This window comes from Sphingomonas sp. PAMC 26605, from assembly GCF_000241485.1.
In the GTDB taxonomy this organism is placed as follows: domain Bacteria; phylum Pseudomonadota; class Alphaproteobacteria; order Sphingomonadales; family Sphingomonadaceae; genus Sphingomonas.
This window is the reverse complement of record NZ_JH584244.1, coordinates 76,588-94,302: the sequence shown is the minus strand read 5'-3', so window position 1 is coordinate 94,302 and position 17,715 is coordinate 76,588. Positions and strand designations below refer to the sequence as shown.

Below are 17,715 nucleotides of genomic sequence, written 5' to 3'. Positions count from 1 at the left end.
AAATGCAGCTTATCGAACGAGGACCGGTCTTGCGACCATCTGCGCCACGTCTGGCCCGCGCTCGTAGGGTTCGATCCATATCGTCTTCCGTGACTCCCGATTTGGACCGTAGGCTTGAGATTTCCAATGTCCTGCGACGATAACTTGGTGGGCGAGGGGGCGGACGGCGCCGGTCCCGTTATCGGTCGACGTGCGGGCGGCCGGTTCGGAATATCGGATGATGCGGGAGACACTTTCGCCGACGACGATATGCTCTCTTGGGCTGAAATTCACGCGGTCCCCCGCGTGCTGCTTGCCGTTCTTCCGGTTCCAGCCAAGCTCGGGCGCGGCTGACGTTATATAAAGGACGAGGTTGACGATCAGCCGATAAAGCCAAAGCTGGTCAGCATCGAACGCTGTCGGGGTATCTGGCCCCCGCAAACTCGGGATGTGCTCCTGGATTGCCGCAAAATCGTCCGCAGGGACGTGGGTTAGCGCCGCCTCATGATCCTGCCGTATGATCGCGGCGCTGGTAGTACCGGGGTGGAGGATCAGCGTTCGATGATCGGACGCAATCAGTTTTTCGCCTCGCGTCTGGCTTATGTCGATGACCCAGGCCGGCAAGCCGTCGCGTTCGTCCTGGGCGACCGTGACGCATATGGGGCGTGCCTTGGTCGCCTTCGCGCCGCGATCGCGCGCGAATCGCTCCGTCAGGTCGGGCGCGCTGACGATCAGCATGATATGGCTGAAGGGCAGCCGTAGAAGTTCGGACGGCACCTTGACGTCCGTGTGCATCAGTCGATCAGCCAAGCCATCGGCACAATAATAAATGCGTTCGCCGGCGATGAAGTGCCTGATTGCGGTCAGGTACATTTTGGCGGAGATGATCCGAAGCGCATTGATGTCGCTGTCGAACTCGCCCTGCTTCATCCGTTTGCGAAGCTCGGGAAGGGATATGCGGTGCTTTTTGGATGTGTTCGCGAGTAGCGCGTCGATCCGGCGCATTATGATCGGCTCGTAGTTTTTGTCCGATTGGATCAACTCAGACGCGGAAAGTTCAGTTTGGCCGCTCGATCGAATCTCGGCCGCGTTGTCGCGCGCTGCCTTCAGCAGCGGCGCATCGTAGGCCGCTAAATGCTCCAGATAAGTCGCGGGGAGCGGCTTCATCGTACTGGATACATAGTGGTGACGTTATGGTGCACGGGGGCCTGTTTCCTTGCTTCGGTAAGCTTCATCTTTTCACCTCTGCTATAGAAATGGTGAAGCGATCACGTCAGAGTGACAGCCCAGACTGGGTGATATTTCCTCCGGAGAGTGAAGCGTCGCGCGCAAGCGTCGATGCCTTATCCATCAGTGATTTAGCATCGTTGGAACCAGTCTGGACCACACCGGCAGAATAGGTGACCGTCCCCAGCGGCCGATCGTGTTCCCGCGTTTTCATGTTTCGGGCGGCCAAGGCCGAACGGGCATTGCCCAACAGTTCCGTCGCTGTACCGACCGATATCCCGTCAAAGACGATGGCGAGCGATCCAACTGCCCAGCGGCCAACCCGATATTCACCGCAACCAGCCTGCACCGTCTCCGCAACAACACGCATCACCCTATCAGCGACACCGGGGCCATGGTCGCGCTCGATGGCCTCGAATTGGTCCACTGTAACCACAGCGAAGCACAGGCGCGACGGCAATGCGGCGAGTGCTTTCCGTAGATTGGCTTCTACAAACTCGCGGCTTTGCAAGCTCTTGGGATTGTTGGTCGCGAGGACAATTTCATCGCGCAAAACAGCGATTCGCCGGCTCATGTCTGCGAGGCCGGCCTCGGCGCGATCCGCTTGGGCGATCATTCTAGCGACAACCTGGTGAACCCTCGCGGCATCGGATTCGACTAGTTCGACGGCCGCTAAGGTCAGTTCTTTGCCAAAAGCTCCTGCTTCATGGGCCGCGGTGCCGATGATGCCGAGAATCGTTGCTGCGATGTGGTCTAGGTGAGGGGCAATCGTATCATTCGCCGCAGACGGAAGCCGTGCTGGCTGAGCGAGTTTCTCGATTTGGTGAGGCTTAATCCGCACGCCCCCGTCGATGATAGCGGCGACACTGGTTTTCAGAGTGGCATCGTCACCGAACAGATAGCGATAGGCGAACGCGTAATGCTCAGGCGTTGCAAGCAGACGATGTTCGTCAAGAAAGGCAAGAACCTTGGCGCCTGTTTTTCTGTAGGTCATCGGATGCCTCCGACAGGGTTCGAGGGCAAAGACTGGTTCTGCAGATGGGCTCTCCAGGCGTCGTTCCAGTCGTCGTGATGCTCGGGCACGCGGTTGACCAGCTCGCGCCCATTGGCGGTGAGATAGTCGCGAGCCTTGGCGAGCAGCCGATCGGCCGCCCGTCCGCGATCGCCATAGACGATGATGCGGCGCACCTTCTCGGGGATGGCGACGAAGGCGAGGCGCTCAACGCCGCCCAAGGCCCAGGTCGGCGTGCCGAACCATTCCATCGCCGACAGGGCGTCCTCGATGCCTTCGGCAAAGCCCAGCTCGTCCGTCGCTGGCGCCAGCCGGATCGCCGCGGTGCCGAGCAGGCCCAGCGAGACCTTGGGCTTGGGCATCGGCTTGTGCAGCACGTTGTCGGGATCGAGGAACGTGCGCTGCACCGCGACCACGCCCAGGTCGTTCTCGACGGCCGCGATCATGGCGGGCATCGTCCGCTTGGACGGCCCGGATCCGTGGATGGTCTCGGGGTTGAAGCGCAGCGACTTGGGAAAGGGGCCGGAAAGGCCGCGCGCGAGGAGGTACTCCTCGGCAAGCGTGCCGGCGATGGGCTCACTCGCTTTCCAGAGCCGGAGCGCGAGTGCGCCCATGTCGCGTTTGGGCTTGGCTTCGGGCATCGAGACGGCTGCGCGATCGTGGAGCTTGCGGCGCTGCAGGGCCTTGAGGACTTCGATCGTCGTGCAGCCGGCGAAGCAATGGAACAGAATCGCCGTGTCCCCCAAGCGGACAGACAGGCTCGGAGAGCCGTCGTCATGCGCCGGGCAGCGGCATTCGCCGCGTGTCCCGCGCCAGACACCGCCGAGTTTCTCGACGATATCCTTGGCGCGAACCTCAGCGTCTAGCGGGAGACGTGCCATGGCGATCGTCCTGTGGGTTTGATGAATCTCGGTCATGGGTGCCTCCGGAGAAATTGAACCGAAGAGCAACCGGCATCCTCCCCTCTGAGGCGGCGATCGCCGCCCGCGTCTGCATCGTCGCGAAAGGGTCTAGCTGTATCGACCTGAGAACAGGTCGCCGAGCGCACGCTTGCGAAATGCGTTCCACCAGCGGCGTCGACGATGCTCGGGCGCGTCGTGGATCATGTGGCAGCGCTGGCAGAGCGCTGCGAGATTGCGCCAGCGCGGACCGCTGAAGGTCGGGTCGTGATTGAGGTGGGCGGTCGCGAGATAGACTGGCTTGCGCGTCATGCCGATCGCCTCGAGCGGGACGTAGCCGGGCTGGCGGCGAAGCTGGCGGCCGCGGCCATCGCGCCAGGCGTGGATCTCGGTATCCCACCAGACGCCATTGGTGCCCAGCAGCAGCGTTACGCGGCGTCCGTGCGGGCGCTGGCAATGCTCGCAGCGCCCACCCGCGCGCGTGAACCGGACGATCCGGCTGATCTCGGGCCAGTCGATCGGGTATAGCCAGCGATGTTCCGGGCGGATCGGCATGGCACCGATTCTGAATTATGCGCCACGAGAACGAAAGGAGAAAATCGCCGTCCAGCGCCGAACTCGTCCTGTTCCTTTGATCGGTCATGCGCCGCTCCGCATCGCACTGGTGGACGTGCAGGCGTTCTTTCGTTGGAGCGGCTGAAGCCGCTCGGCGATGTCGGCCGTGGTGAGCCGTCCGGCAGGAAGGCGGATGGTGCGATAGCCGGCCGAAGCGGTCATCGCGTCACGCTGATGATCGCGCGCGGCGTCGTGGCTGCGGTCGTCCAGCTCGACAAGCGCGAGGATTGCGCCCGACGCGCGGTCCTCGATCACGAAGTCGACGATCTTCGAGGAAAACTTGTAGCGAGTGCGTGTCGCATCGGTGTGACCGAAACCACCCTTGGGCTGCAAGAGCGCGCCCATCGAGACTTGCACATGCACCCGGGTATGAGGAAGGAGGCGCTCGATGATGCCGCGGGCGGCGCGCTCGCGTTCGGTAAGCAGCGCCTTGGCGCGGACGCGGGGGGTGCGCGGGATTGCCTTGGCAATCGCGGCCAGGACGATGACGGCGACCAGTGCTGCGAGGAGCAATTCGGGACGCGTGTAGTGGGTCATCGTGTGGTTGGAATTGGTGCGAGGGCCGGGAGGGCGCGCGCTTTGCGCGCCCTCCCGGCCAGGCGAGGATCGTCACCCGGGAGGGCCGAGACCGCGTGCGGGCTCGGTCGGGGCGCAGCGCCGATAGAGCCGTGCCGAAGGCCGCCCCCGCGTCCCATCAGTTATCCGAGTCCTCGGTATCAGCCTTGGTCAGCACCGAAAATGTATCTGCGATCAGCTCGGTTCGGTAAGATGTATCGTTCGCTTCGCCATGCTGGCTTTCACGCACCCGGCCGGTGATGTGAACGAGGTCGCCTTTATTGGCATTATCAACCTGCGAAGCGACGTTCGAGAAACAGACCACGCTGTTCCAATGCGTGTCCGTCTTCCACTCCTCGCCGTCACGCCGATTATAATTGGCGGCAACGCTGACGTACTTCACCTTTTCACGCGACGTGATCTTTCCGATCCGACCGATGATCCGGAATTCCGCGATATTCTGAGGCATCATACTCTCCTTGGCTGAAGTGAAATGCTGGAAACCGCCCGGTCAATAAACGCTATTCGCGTTCCTGCTCGGGATGTCGGAAATGGTATTTGGCGATATTTTCGGGCGTCGCATAAAGCTGGTACGCGCGCGTCCAGTCGTGACTGATGTCGCGCTGCGCGGTCTGGAGCGGCACCTGATGGGTGCAGACCAGCCGCCACAGGACATAGGCGAGGACGTTCTTGTCCCCCGCGTTTGCTTGGCCCTCGCGGGGCTGAAGCCACAGGTCGTGCATGTCGAGCGGCGCCCCGCCGATCGAGATCGGGATGAGGTGGTCCAGCTCGTAATCGGCCATGCTATCGCCGGGATGCTGCGCATCCATCATGCGGCGTTTTAACGGGCCGGTGATCGAATAGGCGGGTCGTGCCGACCGAGCGTAGCCCGGGCGGCAGATCGTGTTGTCGATGTTGACCTGGGTGATGGCCGGGTCGACCGCCCCCGGTGTTTCGGGCGGTGGAAGAAGTGCCGCGCGATTAGAAGGAAGCAGGGGAGAGTGGATCACCTTGGAAATGCCGGCGACCGCATCGCACACGGACCCGTCGTTCGTGGCAGTACAGCCGAGCGCGTTGGAACCGACAGCGCCGTAGTCGAGGGAGGGGCGGTGCCAAAGGACGATCGCCCCAAGGATTGCTGCGCCGCCCAGGATCGCTCGGGCCCTCATGCGATGATTGTCGATCGCGGCGGCAGGGTGATCCCGCTTCCGCACTGTGGCGCGTTATCCTTCGAAGTGCGGTGTCGACGCCACATTCGTCATTATTGCGACAAGGGACAAAAATGGACAACCCTTAATTTTAGGTTCGCTTGATCGTGGTTGAGATGAGCGCCGTTTGATCGAGCGGAGACTTGGGAATCGCGTGCAGCGAGCGTGACGACGACCATTTGAAAGCGACAGAAAACGCATGCGCCCCCCGGGTGCACCGCGAAGCGAAGCGTAGCGTCCCACGTTTGCGCTGGGTCGTGGTGGCTGTTTGTTGGTTGCGCCGTTGGTCCGGGCTGATTGCCGTCAGGCGTCAGGGCGTTGGCCGACTAGGCCAATTCCATTTTCCCATAGAATAGATGAATCTATATGCGGTTGACCATTTTTTTGAGACTCTTGTCTCTCGACAGCGGTTGCGAGGCTAAGCATGATGCGACGCAGGCCGGCGTCCTCGAAATCCTCGGCAGCGACCTGCCGCGGTGATCGCCAGAGGCGCATAGCCGCGATTGCCTCGACCCGATCAGACTCGCTTTGAACGACATCATCGGGAAGCGGTACTGGCTGCATCTTGCGTGGCAGAAACCTGACGAGGCAGTTGGGGAAGCGCATCCGATACACGTTTGACGTCTGCTCGTTCTTGGCCTTTGGCCGATCGGCGGTCGGCTCGATCGGGACACACCTACGCTGCTTATCCAACAAGCCGACCGCGGCGAGGTTCTTGAGGGCACGGTGGACGGTTGCGCGCGATCGCCCGCTTTTCTGCTCGATCCATTCCCACGTCGGGAAAACCTTGCCTGAGCAGGTCCGGGCCAGCTCGAGCAGCACCTTGAGGATCCTCAGCGCCCCTGGGGTGAGCAGCATGATACGCCGCTCGTCAGGGGTGAGAACGCGGCCTTCAGCCTTGGCGCTTCGCCGGATCGCGTTCTTCTGGTCTTCAAGCTCGGCCGCACGTGCGTAGATCCGATCGGTCTCGCCTTTTGCGTAGCTGTAGAAGAAATCGTCCTCGAATGTGCCGGCGAGCCGGCTGTTCGGGTGAACCTTTGCGCGCGTGGGGTTGGGCCCGCCTGATCTCGCGCGGGTGTGGGTTAGCGTGATGCGCTCAAGCGCCATGAAGCTCGCGCGTGCGACTGATACGGCTTGCATCTTCCATCCCCTTTGGGGCTGGGACCGGGGCAAAGAAACTCCATGGCGCAAAGCGCGCATCCTTGAACCGAAGCTCGGAAGTCGCTATGTGAGGGTCGGTAGATTGACCCGTGGAAGCCCTGCAAGGCTCTCACATTTAGACTTCTGGGATGCCCGGCCTTTGTGCCGGGCTTTCCTTTATGTGGTCACAGCCGTCATCCCGTCTGGCCAGTCACATCGTGCAACTAGTCCAAGTATGATTGTGGCAAAAACGACGGGTCCGCGAAACAACTACAGTTCGTGCTATCTCGGATCAAAGCCGAAAATCGTTCGTGCTATCTCGGATCAATCGCCCACAGATTCGTGCTTTCGCGGATCAACCCTGCCTCCAAATTCGTGCTTTCCCGGATTAATTGCCCCGCAACCGGGCAGGCTGCCCGAATCAGGTCCGCGCGGTAGGAGGTACGAGCTTCGTGACTTTTGGCTCGATCAGAACGTGACAATGCCCGGTCTTCCGACCTGGACGTGGAGCAGCTTGAATACCGACTGCTGGTGCGTCGAATAAAGTCACGCGGTAGTCAGGGATCGCATCGGCTTCCAATATCGCCTTCAATGCATGCCGAAAATGGGCGAGCGAATTCTGGTAGCCTAATTGAAGGCGCAATTCTTCAAGGCTCAACTCATGAGGGCCGCCGCTACAAGCGGATCGAGCAATCTCGTAAAGTCGACGTTCGACCGGACCGAGCCTAAAATACGCTGGCGCATAATCGAGTACTTGACGATCACGAAGGATCGCACGGAAGAGCCAGTCGCAGAGACGGACCTTTACAGCCTTGAGGCGCTTCTCACCCCGGCCCTCGCCATTTTTCGTGTAGTAGAGCTTTGCTTCCGACAACCAGGAGAAATACCCCTCCTCGCCCTCTCCACCAGCTTCTATGTCGGTTTTGATCTGTGTACCTTGCAGCCGCTCAAGCGCCTGCGACAAACGCGTATAGGAACGAGCTGAAGGGTTGTTTCCGGTGACACAAAATAGGTCATGCGCCGTGAAATAAAAATCTTGAGACACTTCCTCGCCGGCTTCGAGCTTAGCCACCATCAGACTGGCAATGTAGAGAACGATCTCCTTGTCGTAGATCGTCGCGACACCCTTAGCTGTAGGAACGATCTCGATCGAGACCGTATCCGTCTTATAAGACAGCGTTTTTGTCCATTTTCCTTTGCTCAGAGCGAAAAACGGAAATGCCATTAGCGACCGCTCGCCCCGCACTTCGCTCATTAACGGACTATCGAGCGCGAACAGATCAGCTTGGTTGGTTGGCATCGGCCTCGTCTCCATCGTGGCGCTCATGACGCGGCACTATCTACGCCCACTTCGCATTGATCCGCAAAAGCACGAATCCGACCATACTGATTGATCCGCGAAAGCACGAAAGCAGAGGGCTTTGCCCGAGTTGATACCCCGTAGGCCGCATTCTGAGGCATGCAATTCGTGCTTTCGCGGATCAATTAACATTCTCCAAGGCGAGCTTCGTGCTTTCCCGGATCATCGTCGCTGGTTCCGTTCTGGCCGGGTTATAGCCCGACGGATTGAGCTGCGCCCTTCTGATTGGTTCATCGACTATGAGAGTCTGGATTGTGGATAAGCGTCGAAGCAGAAGCAGGCCCCCCATCGCCTCTTAGCGCAAACACTTGAAAACGCGAAGAAATAGGATTTTTCCACGGGTTCCCCATCGGCGCTGATCGGGACCGCTTTTAATACCGACTTTATTGGCTTTAACAGATGTTTAGCAGGATTTAAGTGGGGTCCCGCTTCGGGTCTGACTTAAATGTCTGAAACACCCGGCACGGGTGATCGACCTCATGAATCACAGGAGGACCAGGCGGCCCGCCAAGGACCGCCCGCGATTCTTGGGCTACCCCGCAGGGTGGCCCCGGATGCCGATTAGCCGTTTTTGAAGCGGGGCATCCCTTCGGCAAGCGTCCACAACGTACGATTCATACCGACACCCTGATCGATGCCGTTGATTCGGCGCGTCGTGCTGCGGCGGATTTGGCCGTTGGCCTTTTGGCGACGTCCAGTCAGTCCGCCGCGCAGCACGTTTTCCTGAATGACGTTGAACGTGGTCCACAGGCTTTGCCCGACGTCCTCGCGGCGACGGGGATTGATAATCTGTTCGGGTCGGACGGGGCTGTCCTCCTCGCCGAAGCGAGCGACAAGGCTGGCCTCTACCAACACGCGCTGCTCTGGTTCGGACAAGCGAGTTTCCTTCATTTGCTCGGATGCGTCGATCAGTCGCGGGAAATCCTCGGCGACGGTGAAAACCCCCTCGGTGATTTGGTCCTGAATCTTACCCTTGTGACTGACGCGCACTTCCTCGAACCGCTCGCCCGCAATCATGCTGTTGGTGCAGACGAACCGCAGCATCCCGGCAAACATCTGGTAGGCGCTGGTGCCGTCATGGCTGTTGACGATGATGGCCTCGGCGGCTTCGGCTTTTCCGATTTGGTCGTCGCGGCGAAGGCGTAGCATGTGCTTGGCGTGGCCGTGGCGGCTGCCGTCACGCGGCACCGACTGGACTGCAAAAAACGGCTGCCATCCCTCACGGCGCAACCCCTCAACGATTTCGATCGTGGGGGCATAGACATAGCGATCCGACCGACTGTCGTGCGCCTCGCCTGCGAAAATCGAGGGGACGTGGCTGCGCAATGCGTCATTGTCGAGCGGCGTGCGGCCCGTGATCTGGTGGGCATTGTGAGCAAACCGGGTGGCGAGCTGGTGATACATGACTGTTTCCTTCTCAATCGACCGCAGGGCGACGGCCCCGCCATCAACCCTGCCTTCGTGGCGAACAGCCGGGGGCGAGGTGGGCAGCGAGAATCCGACGGGGTGGTGCGGGCGCACTGAGCGCAAGCGAGGGAGCCACGGCCCGGCTGATTGTCGTTGCCGGGGAGAGGGGGCGGCGCGCCCCTTTCCCCGACCCGGCGAGCGAATCTTGCCGACGATGCCGGCCTCATCACCCGCGGGCGTCAGCCTGCGAGCGCGAGCGATCGTCACCCGGATGGGACGAAACGGCGGAGGCGGTTCGGTCGGAGCGCAGATAGAGCGCGGTCACATCGGGCGCGCCAACCACGCATCACGCCCACCACGAGACGCCCGATAACACGAGTACTCACCTCTTGTTCTATTTAGGATTGATCCTAATTCGAGCTGGGGAATAGATCACAACAGGGAATTGACCGTGGCCATCAACGCACATCGTGCATTCTACCGCGAGGGAGCGGACGACACCTATCTATCGGCGCTAAACATCGACGAGGAGGATCGGCTCGCCTTGCGCGCCGTACGCGACGAAATTCGCGAAACACTGCGCCAGGGCTTCCGCGATTGGGAAGATTATCTAGGAGGGCAGGAAATGTTCGAGCATGCAGCACTTGCGAAGGTCGAGTTTGCTGCGGCGCCGCCGCCGCTTCGCCCCAAATTCAAGATGCAAGGTAGCTGGTCCTACGACACGCTCAATCGCACTACGCACGAGCCGCCGCAGGAGATCGACCTGGACGACGGCGTGTTCCTGCCAGTGTCGTTTCTGAGCCAGAACGGCGAGGCGCATCCGGCGGTGATCAGCGGCGCATATTTCGCCGCGGTCGAGGCGATGCTCGCGCCTATCTGCGAAAAGCGCGGATGGACGCTTTCCGACCCCAAGCCGTCATGCGTCCGCGTCGAAGTTCGCGATGGCGCGCATGTCGATCTCGCGCTCTACGCCATCCCGGACGACGATTTCGCCGTACTGATCGAGAAAGCTGAGGCCAGCGTTGCTTTTGCCGGAGCGCTCGACGAGCAGATTGCATTCACGCGCGATGTCTATCCTCGCTTGCCGAGCGATCACATCATGCTCGCGCATCGTGATGAGGGTTGGAAACCGTCCGACCCGCGCAAGCTCGAAGAGTGGTTCAAGGCGGCGATCGCGCTTCATGGCTACCAGCTGCGGCGCGTTTGCCGCTATCTCAAGGCCTGGCGCGACCATCATTGGGGGGTATGCCGCCTCAGTTCTATTACATTGATGGCATGCACGGTCGCCGCGTTCGACCAGCTCGGGTCGACCATTGATCAGACCCGTGACGACAAGGCGCTGTTGATGGCGGCGGAGCAACTGGCGATGCGGCTCAACCACCGGGTGTATAATCCGGTCGTCGCCGGACAATTCCTGGACGACGGGTGGTCGACCGAAATGCGCCGGGAGTTCATCACCGAGGCGCAAGAGCTTGCGGCCGGTCTTCGAGTCGTTCTCAACGGAACGCGCGCGGCCGATGCGAGCGCGAAACTTTGCGAGCTATTCGGCGACTATCTGCCCGACGATGCCGATCTGCTGGTCGTAGAAAGCGCCCCCTCGATCCTCACGACCGGCATGCTAGGGGATTTCGAGAAAAGCGAGGAGGCGCAGCGCTCGGTCAGGCTGGGAGGCGACTCACGCGTTGGCTGATGGCGGGCCACCCGAGGATAATCGGGTGGTAGCACTGCAGCAGCTTGGCGCGTGGCTCGAGCACCAGCTTGGCGCCACTCCGCTCGACACGGCAGCGCTGTCGCCCTGGACCCTCAAAAATTTCACGTACGGCTGGCGTCTGCCGACGATTAGGACCGCTACCAGGCTAGTCACGGTCGATCTGCTCGTCGACAATCGCTTCCCGCGATCGCGCCCCCGCGCGGCGTGGGTCGACGCGCCACCATTTCCTAGCATTCCGCATGTCGAGGACGACGGTCTATTCTGCGCGTTGTCTTCGAACGACAGCGTTGATCCCGAGCTACCCGTCGGGGTCGCCCAGCGCGTATTAGGCAGTGTCGCTCAGGTGCTCGAAGAGGGATTGGCCGGAGTCAATTCCGGCGACTTCCAAACCGAATTCCTGTCCTACTGGAACCCGACGGCCGACGGTGTCGAAATCATCAGCCTGCTCGACCCCTGCGAACCCAGTCGCCCGATCCGACTATGGCGCAGCAAGAAGGGCATGCTTGCGGCGGACAGCGAGCGAGCAATCCGGGATTATGTGCGCCGCGCATTCGGCAAGGGCGCGGTTGCGCCTCGAATGATTGGCAAAGGGCTGTTGCTGTGGCTTGATGCACCGTTGCTTCCCGATGCATATCCGCGGACGGTCGACGACCTTCGCGGCTTGGCAGCGATGTGTGGCGCGCGAGAGGCGGCGCTTTTCGACGCACAACTCGCGCGCGGCGATACCGAGACGATAGTGGTACTCGGCGCGCCATCCGGCGATGGCGCGGTCTTCGCTGGCGTCAGTGTCCGACGCGGGCACCGTGGTGGATACCTGCCAGGATTTCGGCCGGGCAAGGTGCCGCCAGCCTTGATGGTCGCGCAGCGCCGAGATGATCGAATCGTTCATTCGCGCGTCGATCGCGCCGACGGCTGGTGGATCCATGGTCGCGATTCCAACCCGAACGTCGGCGACCTGCTCGCATGCACCGTTGGACTGATCGGATGCGGCTCGCTGGGGTCACCTGTCGCGCGCATGCTGGCCGCGGCCGGGGTTGGCGAGCAAGTGCTGATTGATCCCGAAACATTGACCCGCGCGAATACTGGACGACACGTGCTCGGCGCCGCCAGCGCTGGCCGATACAAGGCTCCGGCGCTGGCCGACCGGCTGCGGCGCGACTTTCCACATCTGACATTTGAAGGGTTTGCAATGCCCTGGCAGCCAATCACCCGCGATCGGCCGGAACTGCTCGCGCGCTGCAACCTGCTCATCAGCACGATCGGTGGCTGGAATGACGAACGCGAACTTAATGAGTGGCATCTGGCGGATCACTTTGGCGGCTCGCTGCTCTACGGGTGGGGCGAGCCGCATGGCGTCGCGGGCCAAGCCGTGTTGCTGGGACCCGGCTCGGGTTGCCTCGCATGCGGTCTCGACGCCCATGGCGATGCTCGATTGCCAGTTGCCGAATTCGATACGCCGACGCTGCGGCGCGAGACGGCGTGCGGCGCCTTCTTTCAGCCATACGGCGCAGCCGAGATCGAAGCCATTGCGGTGCTCGTCGCCGACCTGGCGCTCGATCTGCTGCTCGATCGAGCTACGCCGGGCACCCACCGGCTCATGGCCGCACCCCGTCGGCTCGTCGATCTGGCGGGCGGTCGGCTCACCCAAGCGTGGCAGGATTTGTCTGGCGGCAGGACATTGGGCGGTAATCAGGAAGAGACGGTTTGGCCCCCGCGTGCCGATTGTCCTCAGTGCGGAGGTAAGGGCGTTTGAGCCTGCGATACCCGATCGGTACGTCAGGTGAGGTCGTTATCGTCACGGATCCGGCGCTCGACCATCTGCTTAAGCACCAGCAGATGCGCTGGTGGCAACGTGAAGCCGGCGGACTCTTGTTCGCACGGATCGCCGGGCCTGAGATCACGATCGTCGAGGCGACGGGCCCGCACCCGAAGGACTTGCGCTCACGCTTTTCCTTTTCGACGTCGCTCGAGCGCCAGCAGGCCGTCGTCGAAACCCGGTTTGACATGGGCCTCCACTATGTGGGTGATTGGCATCCGGAGGCGAGGCCAAAGCCCTCGCCTCTGGACCGCAAGACGATGGCAAGCCGCGTTGCGCTATCGGTCCACGGCTTCGCCGGTTTCCTGTTCGCCATCATCGGGCGCGATCCGCTGCCAGAGGGGCTGGCAATGATGTTTCAGGATGGCACGAGCACGCACCATTTGCAGCCGGCCGTAGCTTTATCAACGGCGCTGCCTCACAACCTCGATGATGCCGGCCGTGTTAAGCCCTGATCGCCAACTGCGTCGGGTCCAGTACGGCCCGTCAAGCGTCCATGCGGCGGTGTCGACGATCAGCGACGCCGCGCCGATATGGCTGTCATCATCCGTCGCAACAGGTTGTGGCGTCTCCTGTCGGTAGACATAGTAGAGTTCGTGCACGTTGCGACGCTTCTCGTGCGTGACCCGCTCGGTCAGCGAATAGGACTTGCCGCCGGTGCGATCGAGGACCGCACTGATGCGGAAGGTGAACAGAGATGCGACGATGGTCATCGTCACCCCGTCCTCCTGGAGAGGGACAGTGGGAAGCGCACCCCGGTCGATACCTCCTCCACCCTCGGCCGCATCCAGCATCGTCGCGATCACAGGCCAGTTCGAGCTGGTCGTGCCGGTCCAGGTGCCGTTTAGATCGGGAAACACCGATCGGTTCAGACTTGGAACCAACCACCAGATACCTCGCCAGATCGCGAACCGTCCGGAAAAGCCGAACACGACGTAGATCAACACGCCCCAACAGGTCAGCGCCGACCCGATAAGCTTAAAGGCGGCGCGCGAATCGCCAGGCGCACCGTTGACCGCGATCAATACCAGCAGAATGATACCGAACGGCCAAAGGAGAATTTGGGCGAGGCGTTTGAGCGAAAGGGCAGCGTACATCGCAAAGACCATAAGCCACTGCGGGCTCATCGCAACGGCACTTCTTCGTAGCTCTGATGGTCGCCGACCATTCCTCTCAAGATCATGTAGCTGAGTTTGAACGGTAATAGCCGGGCCTATCTGCCTCACCGAGCAAACGGCGATCTCCATTTTCCCAAAAACCGTTCCCAAAGTCATTTTCTCATAACCATGGTCGGCAGCCTGTAGACTTCAGCGCTAATTGGCACGGTCCTGTCAGAGCTAAATGGCACGACCGTTTCATCAGGCATGTGGATCGGCGCCTAAAGCGGGATCCCGCTAGATTGTTGCCAAGCTATTGATCATGCGTCCAATCTTTACCGAGGCAGCGGTCCCGATCGGCGCCGATCGGGACCCCATCATAACCCATATTTGCCAAAGGATTACAGGTAGCTGCTTCGCTCAGAGGGGGGGACCCGCTTTGGGCGCCGATCCACAGCGTAGAGACTATAACGAGGTGCGACCACATAGCGCGATCGGCAATAAGCCGCCGATATCGCTGGTGAACCGGTCAGCGGCACATGGCCCGCCCTGGCCGGCAGGAACTGGATGACGCCCAGCCGGGTGGTCCAAGAATGGGTAGGAGCTCAAATGGAAACCGAAGCTAAGTTATCAGCGACCTGAAAACGGGGAGGAGGTTACTCAGAGCCCAGGCCCAGCGCTACGGCCAGTACCAGGCCTCGCCGATTCTACCTTCCGATCAAGTTGCCAGATAATTCGCATCGAGCAGATAGCCTATTGGGTCATAGGCACATCGCAAACCGATTAGGCCCTCACCTGCGTCATATACGTGACAATCAGGCAATGCTGATCGAGATTTGCCATTCACGAGCAAACTCTCCCCAATTCCGGGCCCCTCAATACGCCAATGACGAAGTCCTGTTGCTGCGTCGTAGCAGGTAAGAAGCAGACACCTTGCCACAGTCCGCTGTTGAAGGATTAACTCCCGTTCAGAAGAAGCTATGAACGTTCGTCGTATTGAATTTACGTTTTCTGCAATGAAATCATATACTCGGGCATGGCATAGGTTCGTACCATTTGCTCCAAAAGCTGATGAAATACGTGAAAGTACCGCCTCACGAGATGCATAGTCAAAAGGAGCTGCCCATCGAAGCAGCCTGTTCCTGGTAACATTAACGAGAGCATTGTCGGGATCCGTACTTAAATCAGCCCGAACGGCGGATCCGACTCTATAAGAGACATCATCGTAGTTGTCAGATGTGTTTCCTCTTAACCCGTCATAAAATAGGGGCCAACTTGCCCCTTGGGTAGGGGGCGTCGCCTGTTGCTGATCATAAAGTTCTGTTAATCTAGTAACAATTTCTCCTGCCCTGGAATGCTGACCGCAAATCTTGGTAAGGGTTGAAACGAAAGCCTTATGGATGGCAATGCTTAGTTGGTCTAATGACATCAGCTGGTTTTCAAAGGGATCTCCGCCATGCTTCCGAAAGTGAAAACTTAGCGATCTTGCCGTCTGAAATAAACGGCGATCTTCCCCACCAAACGGTAACCCGTTGTCTTCCCATGCGTTTCGACGCCAATCCGCGACACCGCGGAACGCTCCAAAATCGACGAGCGCAGCAGATATACAGAGGTTAGATGACAAATAGTCACCGTGAAATAGACGGTAAGCACGGCCATAACCTATTTGTTCACAAACTCTAGACATTATATCCGACAAAATCGACGCACTGCTAGTTTCGCCGTTTAAATCTACGCCATTCACCTTAACACAGTTTACAACTTCTTTAACCCGAAGGAAGTCGAGGAATTGATCCGACTCGCCTGTTCCGGCGGAGCCGAAAAGAATATTTCGTTCGAGATGCGCTAATCGCAAGGCCGCGGGTCGGACGGCAATAACGCGCCGCGCACCAATCTCGCCCGCAACGGATTTAACGTGTTCCCCTGTATCTATGATCGCCACAATCGGATTTGCCCGCCAAGGAAACACATGCCAGCAGACCTCCGAAAAGATCGCCTCGCGGATTGCCTCTTCAAGCCACATACATCCATGTGAATGATACCAGTTCGCGTTTGGGTCCGTGAGAGGCGTAGCACCGACCCCCTTCGCGTTAAAGCGCCCCGCAGTCCCGGCCCGCCCACTACCCCCATGAGAATGCCCGAACGTGCCACCATACCGGTCGGCGTAGAGAGTTACGCTCGTTTCACGGAAGGTATCCACTTGGTCAAAGTCACCGAATGCCGACACCCCGAATCTTGCTAAGAGCCAGTTCTCAAGATCATGAACAAGCCCCGGGTCGCCGAGATTTAAGTCCTGCGAGCACCAATATCGGCTGTTAAGCCATAGTACGGCAGCCTTGTTGAAATGGAACGCTTCAAAAGGAACGTATAAATGCTGGCATTCCCGCAACAAAAACGTCTCGTCTTCTAGCGCCATATTTATCAATGCAAAACTCCGCAATCACTAATATTAGAGTATCGCCTAAACCGCTTTTCCAGAAATATGGACCCAGATGTTCAAGGCATATTTGGTGCCATTAGTTACAGGAAGGCCACCATGTTCAGATTGCCAATATATCCGGCCGGCAGCATCGCAGCTTGGGAATCGAAGGCAGTTGCCTGTAAGCGGCTCTACGTTTAGATTTAGCATTGGGAAATAGGTATCGCCGCCGCCGAATGTTCGATTGAGGTATAAGAGATACGTAGTTTTTCTTGGCACCTCAACCGCGGCATCGAAGTGGGTTGTAAATCTCTGACCGATTTTATAACGAACGCATTGTATTTGTTCAATATCTCTCTCATCCACTCCCTCTAAATCAGCAATATTACGGTACAATCGATCTAATAGAGGATATCTACGGTCCTCAAGAATTAATGACGTGCTATTTCTTACCTTTTGCTCAATAACGCCCGGCGCTCGAGCAAGTCGCTCATCACCATTTGAGACTCGACTGCGCCGAAACACGCGCTGCTCACAATATTCAATCATCTCCGCACAGTCGGCATCAGAAAGAATGGACGGCAAGACAGCAACCTGACGGCGGTAAGCCTCCAACTCCGACTCTTCCTCGGACGCACCCGGATACGGCGTGAGAAACACTACGCCAGTCCAAAACCGAGCTAGCTTTTTGAGCGACATATCGACGGGTCCAGCGGGACCATTCGACATCGTCATCCGGTCTTTATCGACATGAATCACCTCGACGAGTTGTACCCGGTGATCCGTCTCCGTGAGACTCTCCATATAGGTCAGAAATGGTGTACCGCAGTGCCTAATTTCAGAAATTGCTACTTTTCGCCCTATCAAGTTGACGCCCGCCGCTTCAGCGGCCGATAATAGATTTCTTGCAGAAAAAAAAGGGAACTCTTTTATGCCGGCAAGATAATTTACCAATCGATCCGATGAAAAGCCGACGTCCTGTCTGGCCAGATGCCTGATTAGGGTCAGAACAGTCCGGTCTCTAATGATTTCATTATACCGATCTGTACTCGTTACTATTGTTCCAACATCCATCTCAATCATAGCTCCATTATTTTATTTGAGACCGATCACTATTCTTACATAAGGCCTAACTTGCGACATAGAGACTTTGCTCGCCCGCATCGACGCGGCATATACCGCAAGAATTGTCTTACCCAGGCAGCTAGGATTTTCAAAGATATGAAAGCTCAATAGATCCGTCGCATCCCTGCCGCCCCACTCCAGATCA

16 protein-coding genes are annotated in these 17,715 nt (G+C 59.1%); 3 read left to right on the top strand and 13 right to left on the bottom strand.

The window, feature by feature from the left end; all coding sequences use genetic code 11:
• Nucleotides 1-9: 9 nt before the first annotated feature.
• From RH90_RS21100 to RH90_RS21055, 10 genes are all read right to left on the bottom strand, one after another.
• A complete protein-coding gene (locus tag RH90_RS21100; protein ID WP_010188934.1) occupies nt 10-1,146 on the bottom strand; it encodes a hypothetical protein in 1,137 nt (378 codons plus the stop codon).
• Nucleotides 1,147-1,252: 106 nt separating this feature from the next.
• Nucleotides 1,253-2,200 carry a GGDEF domain-containing protein gene (locus tag RH90_RS21095; RefSeq protein ID WP_010188933.1) on the bottom strand — a complete coding sequence of 316 codons (948 nt, stop codon included), beginning with the start codon at nt 2,198-2,200 and terminating at the stop codon, nt 1,253-1,255.
• Nucleotides 2,197-3,135 (bottom strand): DUF7146 domain-containing protein, encoded by a 939-nt coding sequence (locus tag RH90_RS21090; protein ID WP_010188931.1) that lies wholly within the window; start codon nt 3,133-3,135, stop codon nt 2,197-2,199. Before RH90_RS21090 ends, RH90_RS21095 begins: the two co-directional genes overlap by 4 nt.
• 93 nt (nt 3,136-3,228) lie before the next feature.
• The gene (locus RH90_RS21085) at nt 3,229-3,672 is read right to left on the bottom strand and encodes a hypothetical protein (RefSeq protein WP_010188930.1); all 444 of its coding nucleotides are present in this window, start codon (nt 3,670-3,672) and stop codon (nt 3,229-3,231) included.
• Nucleotides 3,673-3,756: 84 nt separating this feature from the next.
• Nucleotides 3,757-4,269, bottom strand: a complete 513-nt coding sequence (locus RH90_RS21080; protein ID WP_051124915.1) for a DUF2726 domain-containing protein — start codon at nt 4,267-4,269, stop codon at nt 3,757-3,759.
• Nucleotides 4,270-4,426: 157 nt separating this feature from the next.
• Complete coding sequence (locus RH90_RS21075) at nt 4,427-4,756, bottom strand: single-stranded DNA-binding protein (protein WP_029625573.1); 330 nt, start codon at nt 4,754-4,756, stop codon at nt 4,427-4,429.
• A gap of 52 nt (nt 4,757-4,808) precedes the next feature.
• Complete coding sequence (locus RH90_RS21070; RefSeq protein WP_232280469.1) at nt 4,809-5,501, bottom strand: hypothetical protein; 693 nt, start codon at nt 5,499-5,501, stop codon at nt 4,809-4,811.
• Nucleotides 5,502-5,798: 297 nt separating this feature from the next.
• Nucleotides 5,799-6,635: an RNA replicase gene (locus tag RH90_RS21065; protein ID WP_010188919.1), complete on the bottom strand. Its 837-nt coding sequence runs from the start codon at nt 6,633-6,635 to the stop codon at nt 5,799-5,801.
• A 421-nt stretch (nt 6,636-7,056) separates the two neighbouring features.
• Nucleotides 7,057-7,935, bottom strand: coding sequence for a replication initiator protein A (locus RH90_RS21060; RefSeq protein WP_157134800.1), 879 nt, complete (start codon nt 7,933-7,935; stop codon nt 7,057-7,059).
• Between the two features lie 621 nt (nt 7,936-8,556).
• Entirely contained in the window at nt 8,557-9,399 is an 843-nt protein-coding gene (locus tag RH90_RS21055; protein WP_010188915.1) for a DUF932 domain-containing protein, read from the bottom strand.
• A gap of 454 nt (nt 9,400-9,853) precedes the next feature.
• Here RH90_RS21055 and RH90_RS21050 point away from each other — a divergent pair, with 454 nt between their 5' ends.
• The 3 genes from RH90_RS21050 to RH90_RS21040 are packed head-to-tail and all read left to right on the top strand — an operon-like array spanning nt 9,854 to nt 13,384.
• A complete protein-coding gene (locus tag RH90_RS21050; protein ID WP_157134799.1) occupies nt 9,854-11,092 on the top strand; it encodes a CBASS cGAMP synthase in 1,239 nt (412 codons plus the stop codon).
• Between the two features lie 25 nt (nt 11,093-11,117).
• Nucleotides 11,118-12,866 (top strand): ThiF family adenylyltransferase, encoded by a 1,749-nt coding sequence (locus tag RH90_RS22325; protein WP_010188913.1) that lies wholly within the window; start codon nt 11,118-11,120, stop codon nt 12,864-12,866.
• A complete protein-coding gene (locus tag RH90_RS21040) occupies nt 12,863-13,384 on the top strand; it encodes a Mov34/MPN/PAD-1 family protein (RefSeq protein ID WP_051124913.1) in 522 nt (173 codons plus the stop codon). The genes RH90_RS22325 and RH90_RS21040 overlap by 4 nt, the downstream gene beginning before the upstream one ends.
• On the opposite strand, the gene RH90_RS21035 is transcribed toward RH90_RS21040, so the two are convergent.
• From RH90_RS21035 to RH90_RS23035, 3 genes are all read right to left on the bottom strand, one after another.
• Nucleotides 13,334-14,056: a hypothetical protein gene (locus tag RH90_RS21035; RefSeq protein WP_010188911.1), complete on the bottom strand. Its 723-nt coding sequence runs from the start codon at nt 14,054-14,056 to the stop codon at nt 13,334-13,336. The genes RH90_RS21040 and RH90_RS21035 overlap by 51 nt on opposite strands.
• A 688-nt stretch (nt 14,057-14,744) precedes the next feature.
• Entirely contained in the window at nt 14,745-16,442 is a 1,698-nt protein-coding gene (locus RH90_RS23770; protein ID WP_157134798.1) for a hypothetical protein, read from the bottom strand.
• A 45-nt stretch (nt 16,443-16,487) separates the two neighbouring features.
• On the bottom strand, nt 16,488-17,528 hold the full coding sequence (locus tag RH90_RS23035) for a prolyl hydroxylase family protein (protein ID WP_081477068.1): 1,041 nt from the start codon (nt 17,526-17,528) through the stop codon (nt 16,488-16,490).
• Nucleotides 17,529-17,715 lie beyond the last annotated feature (187 nt).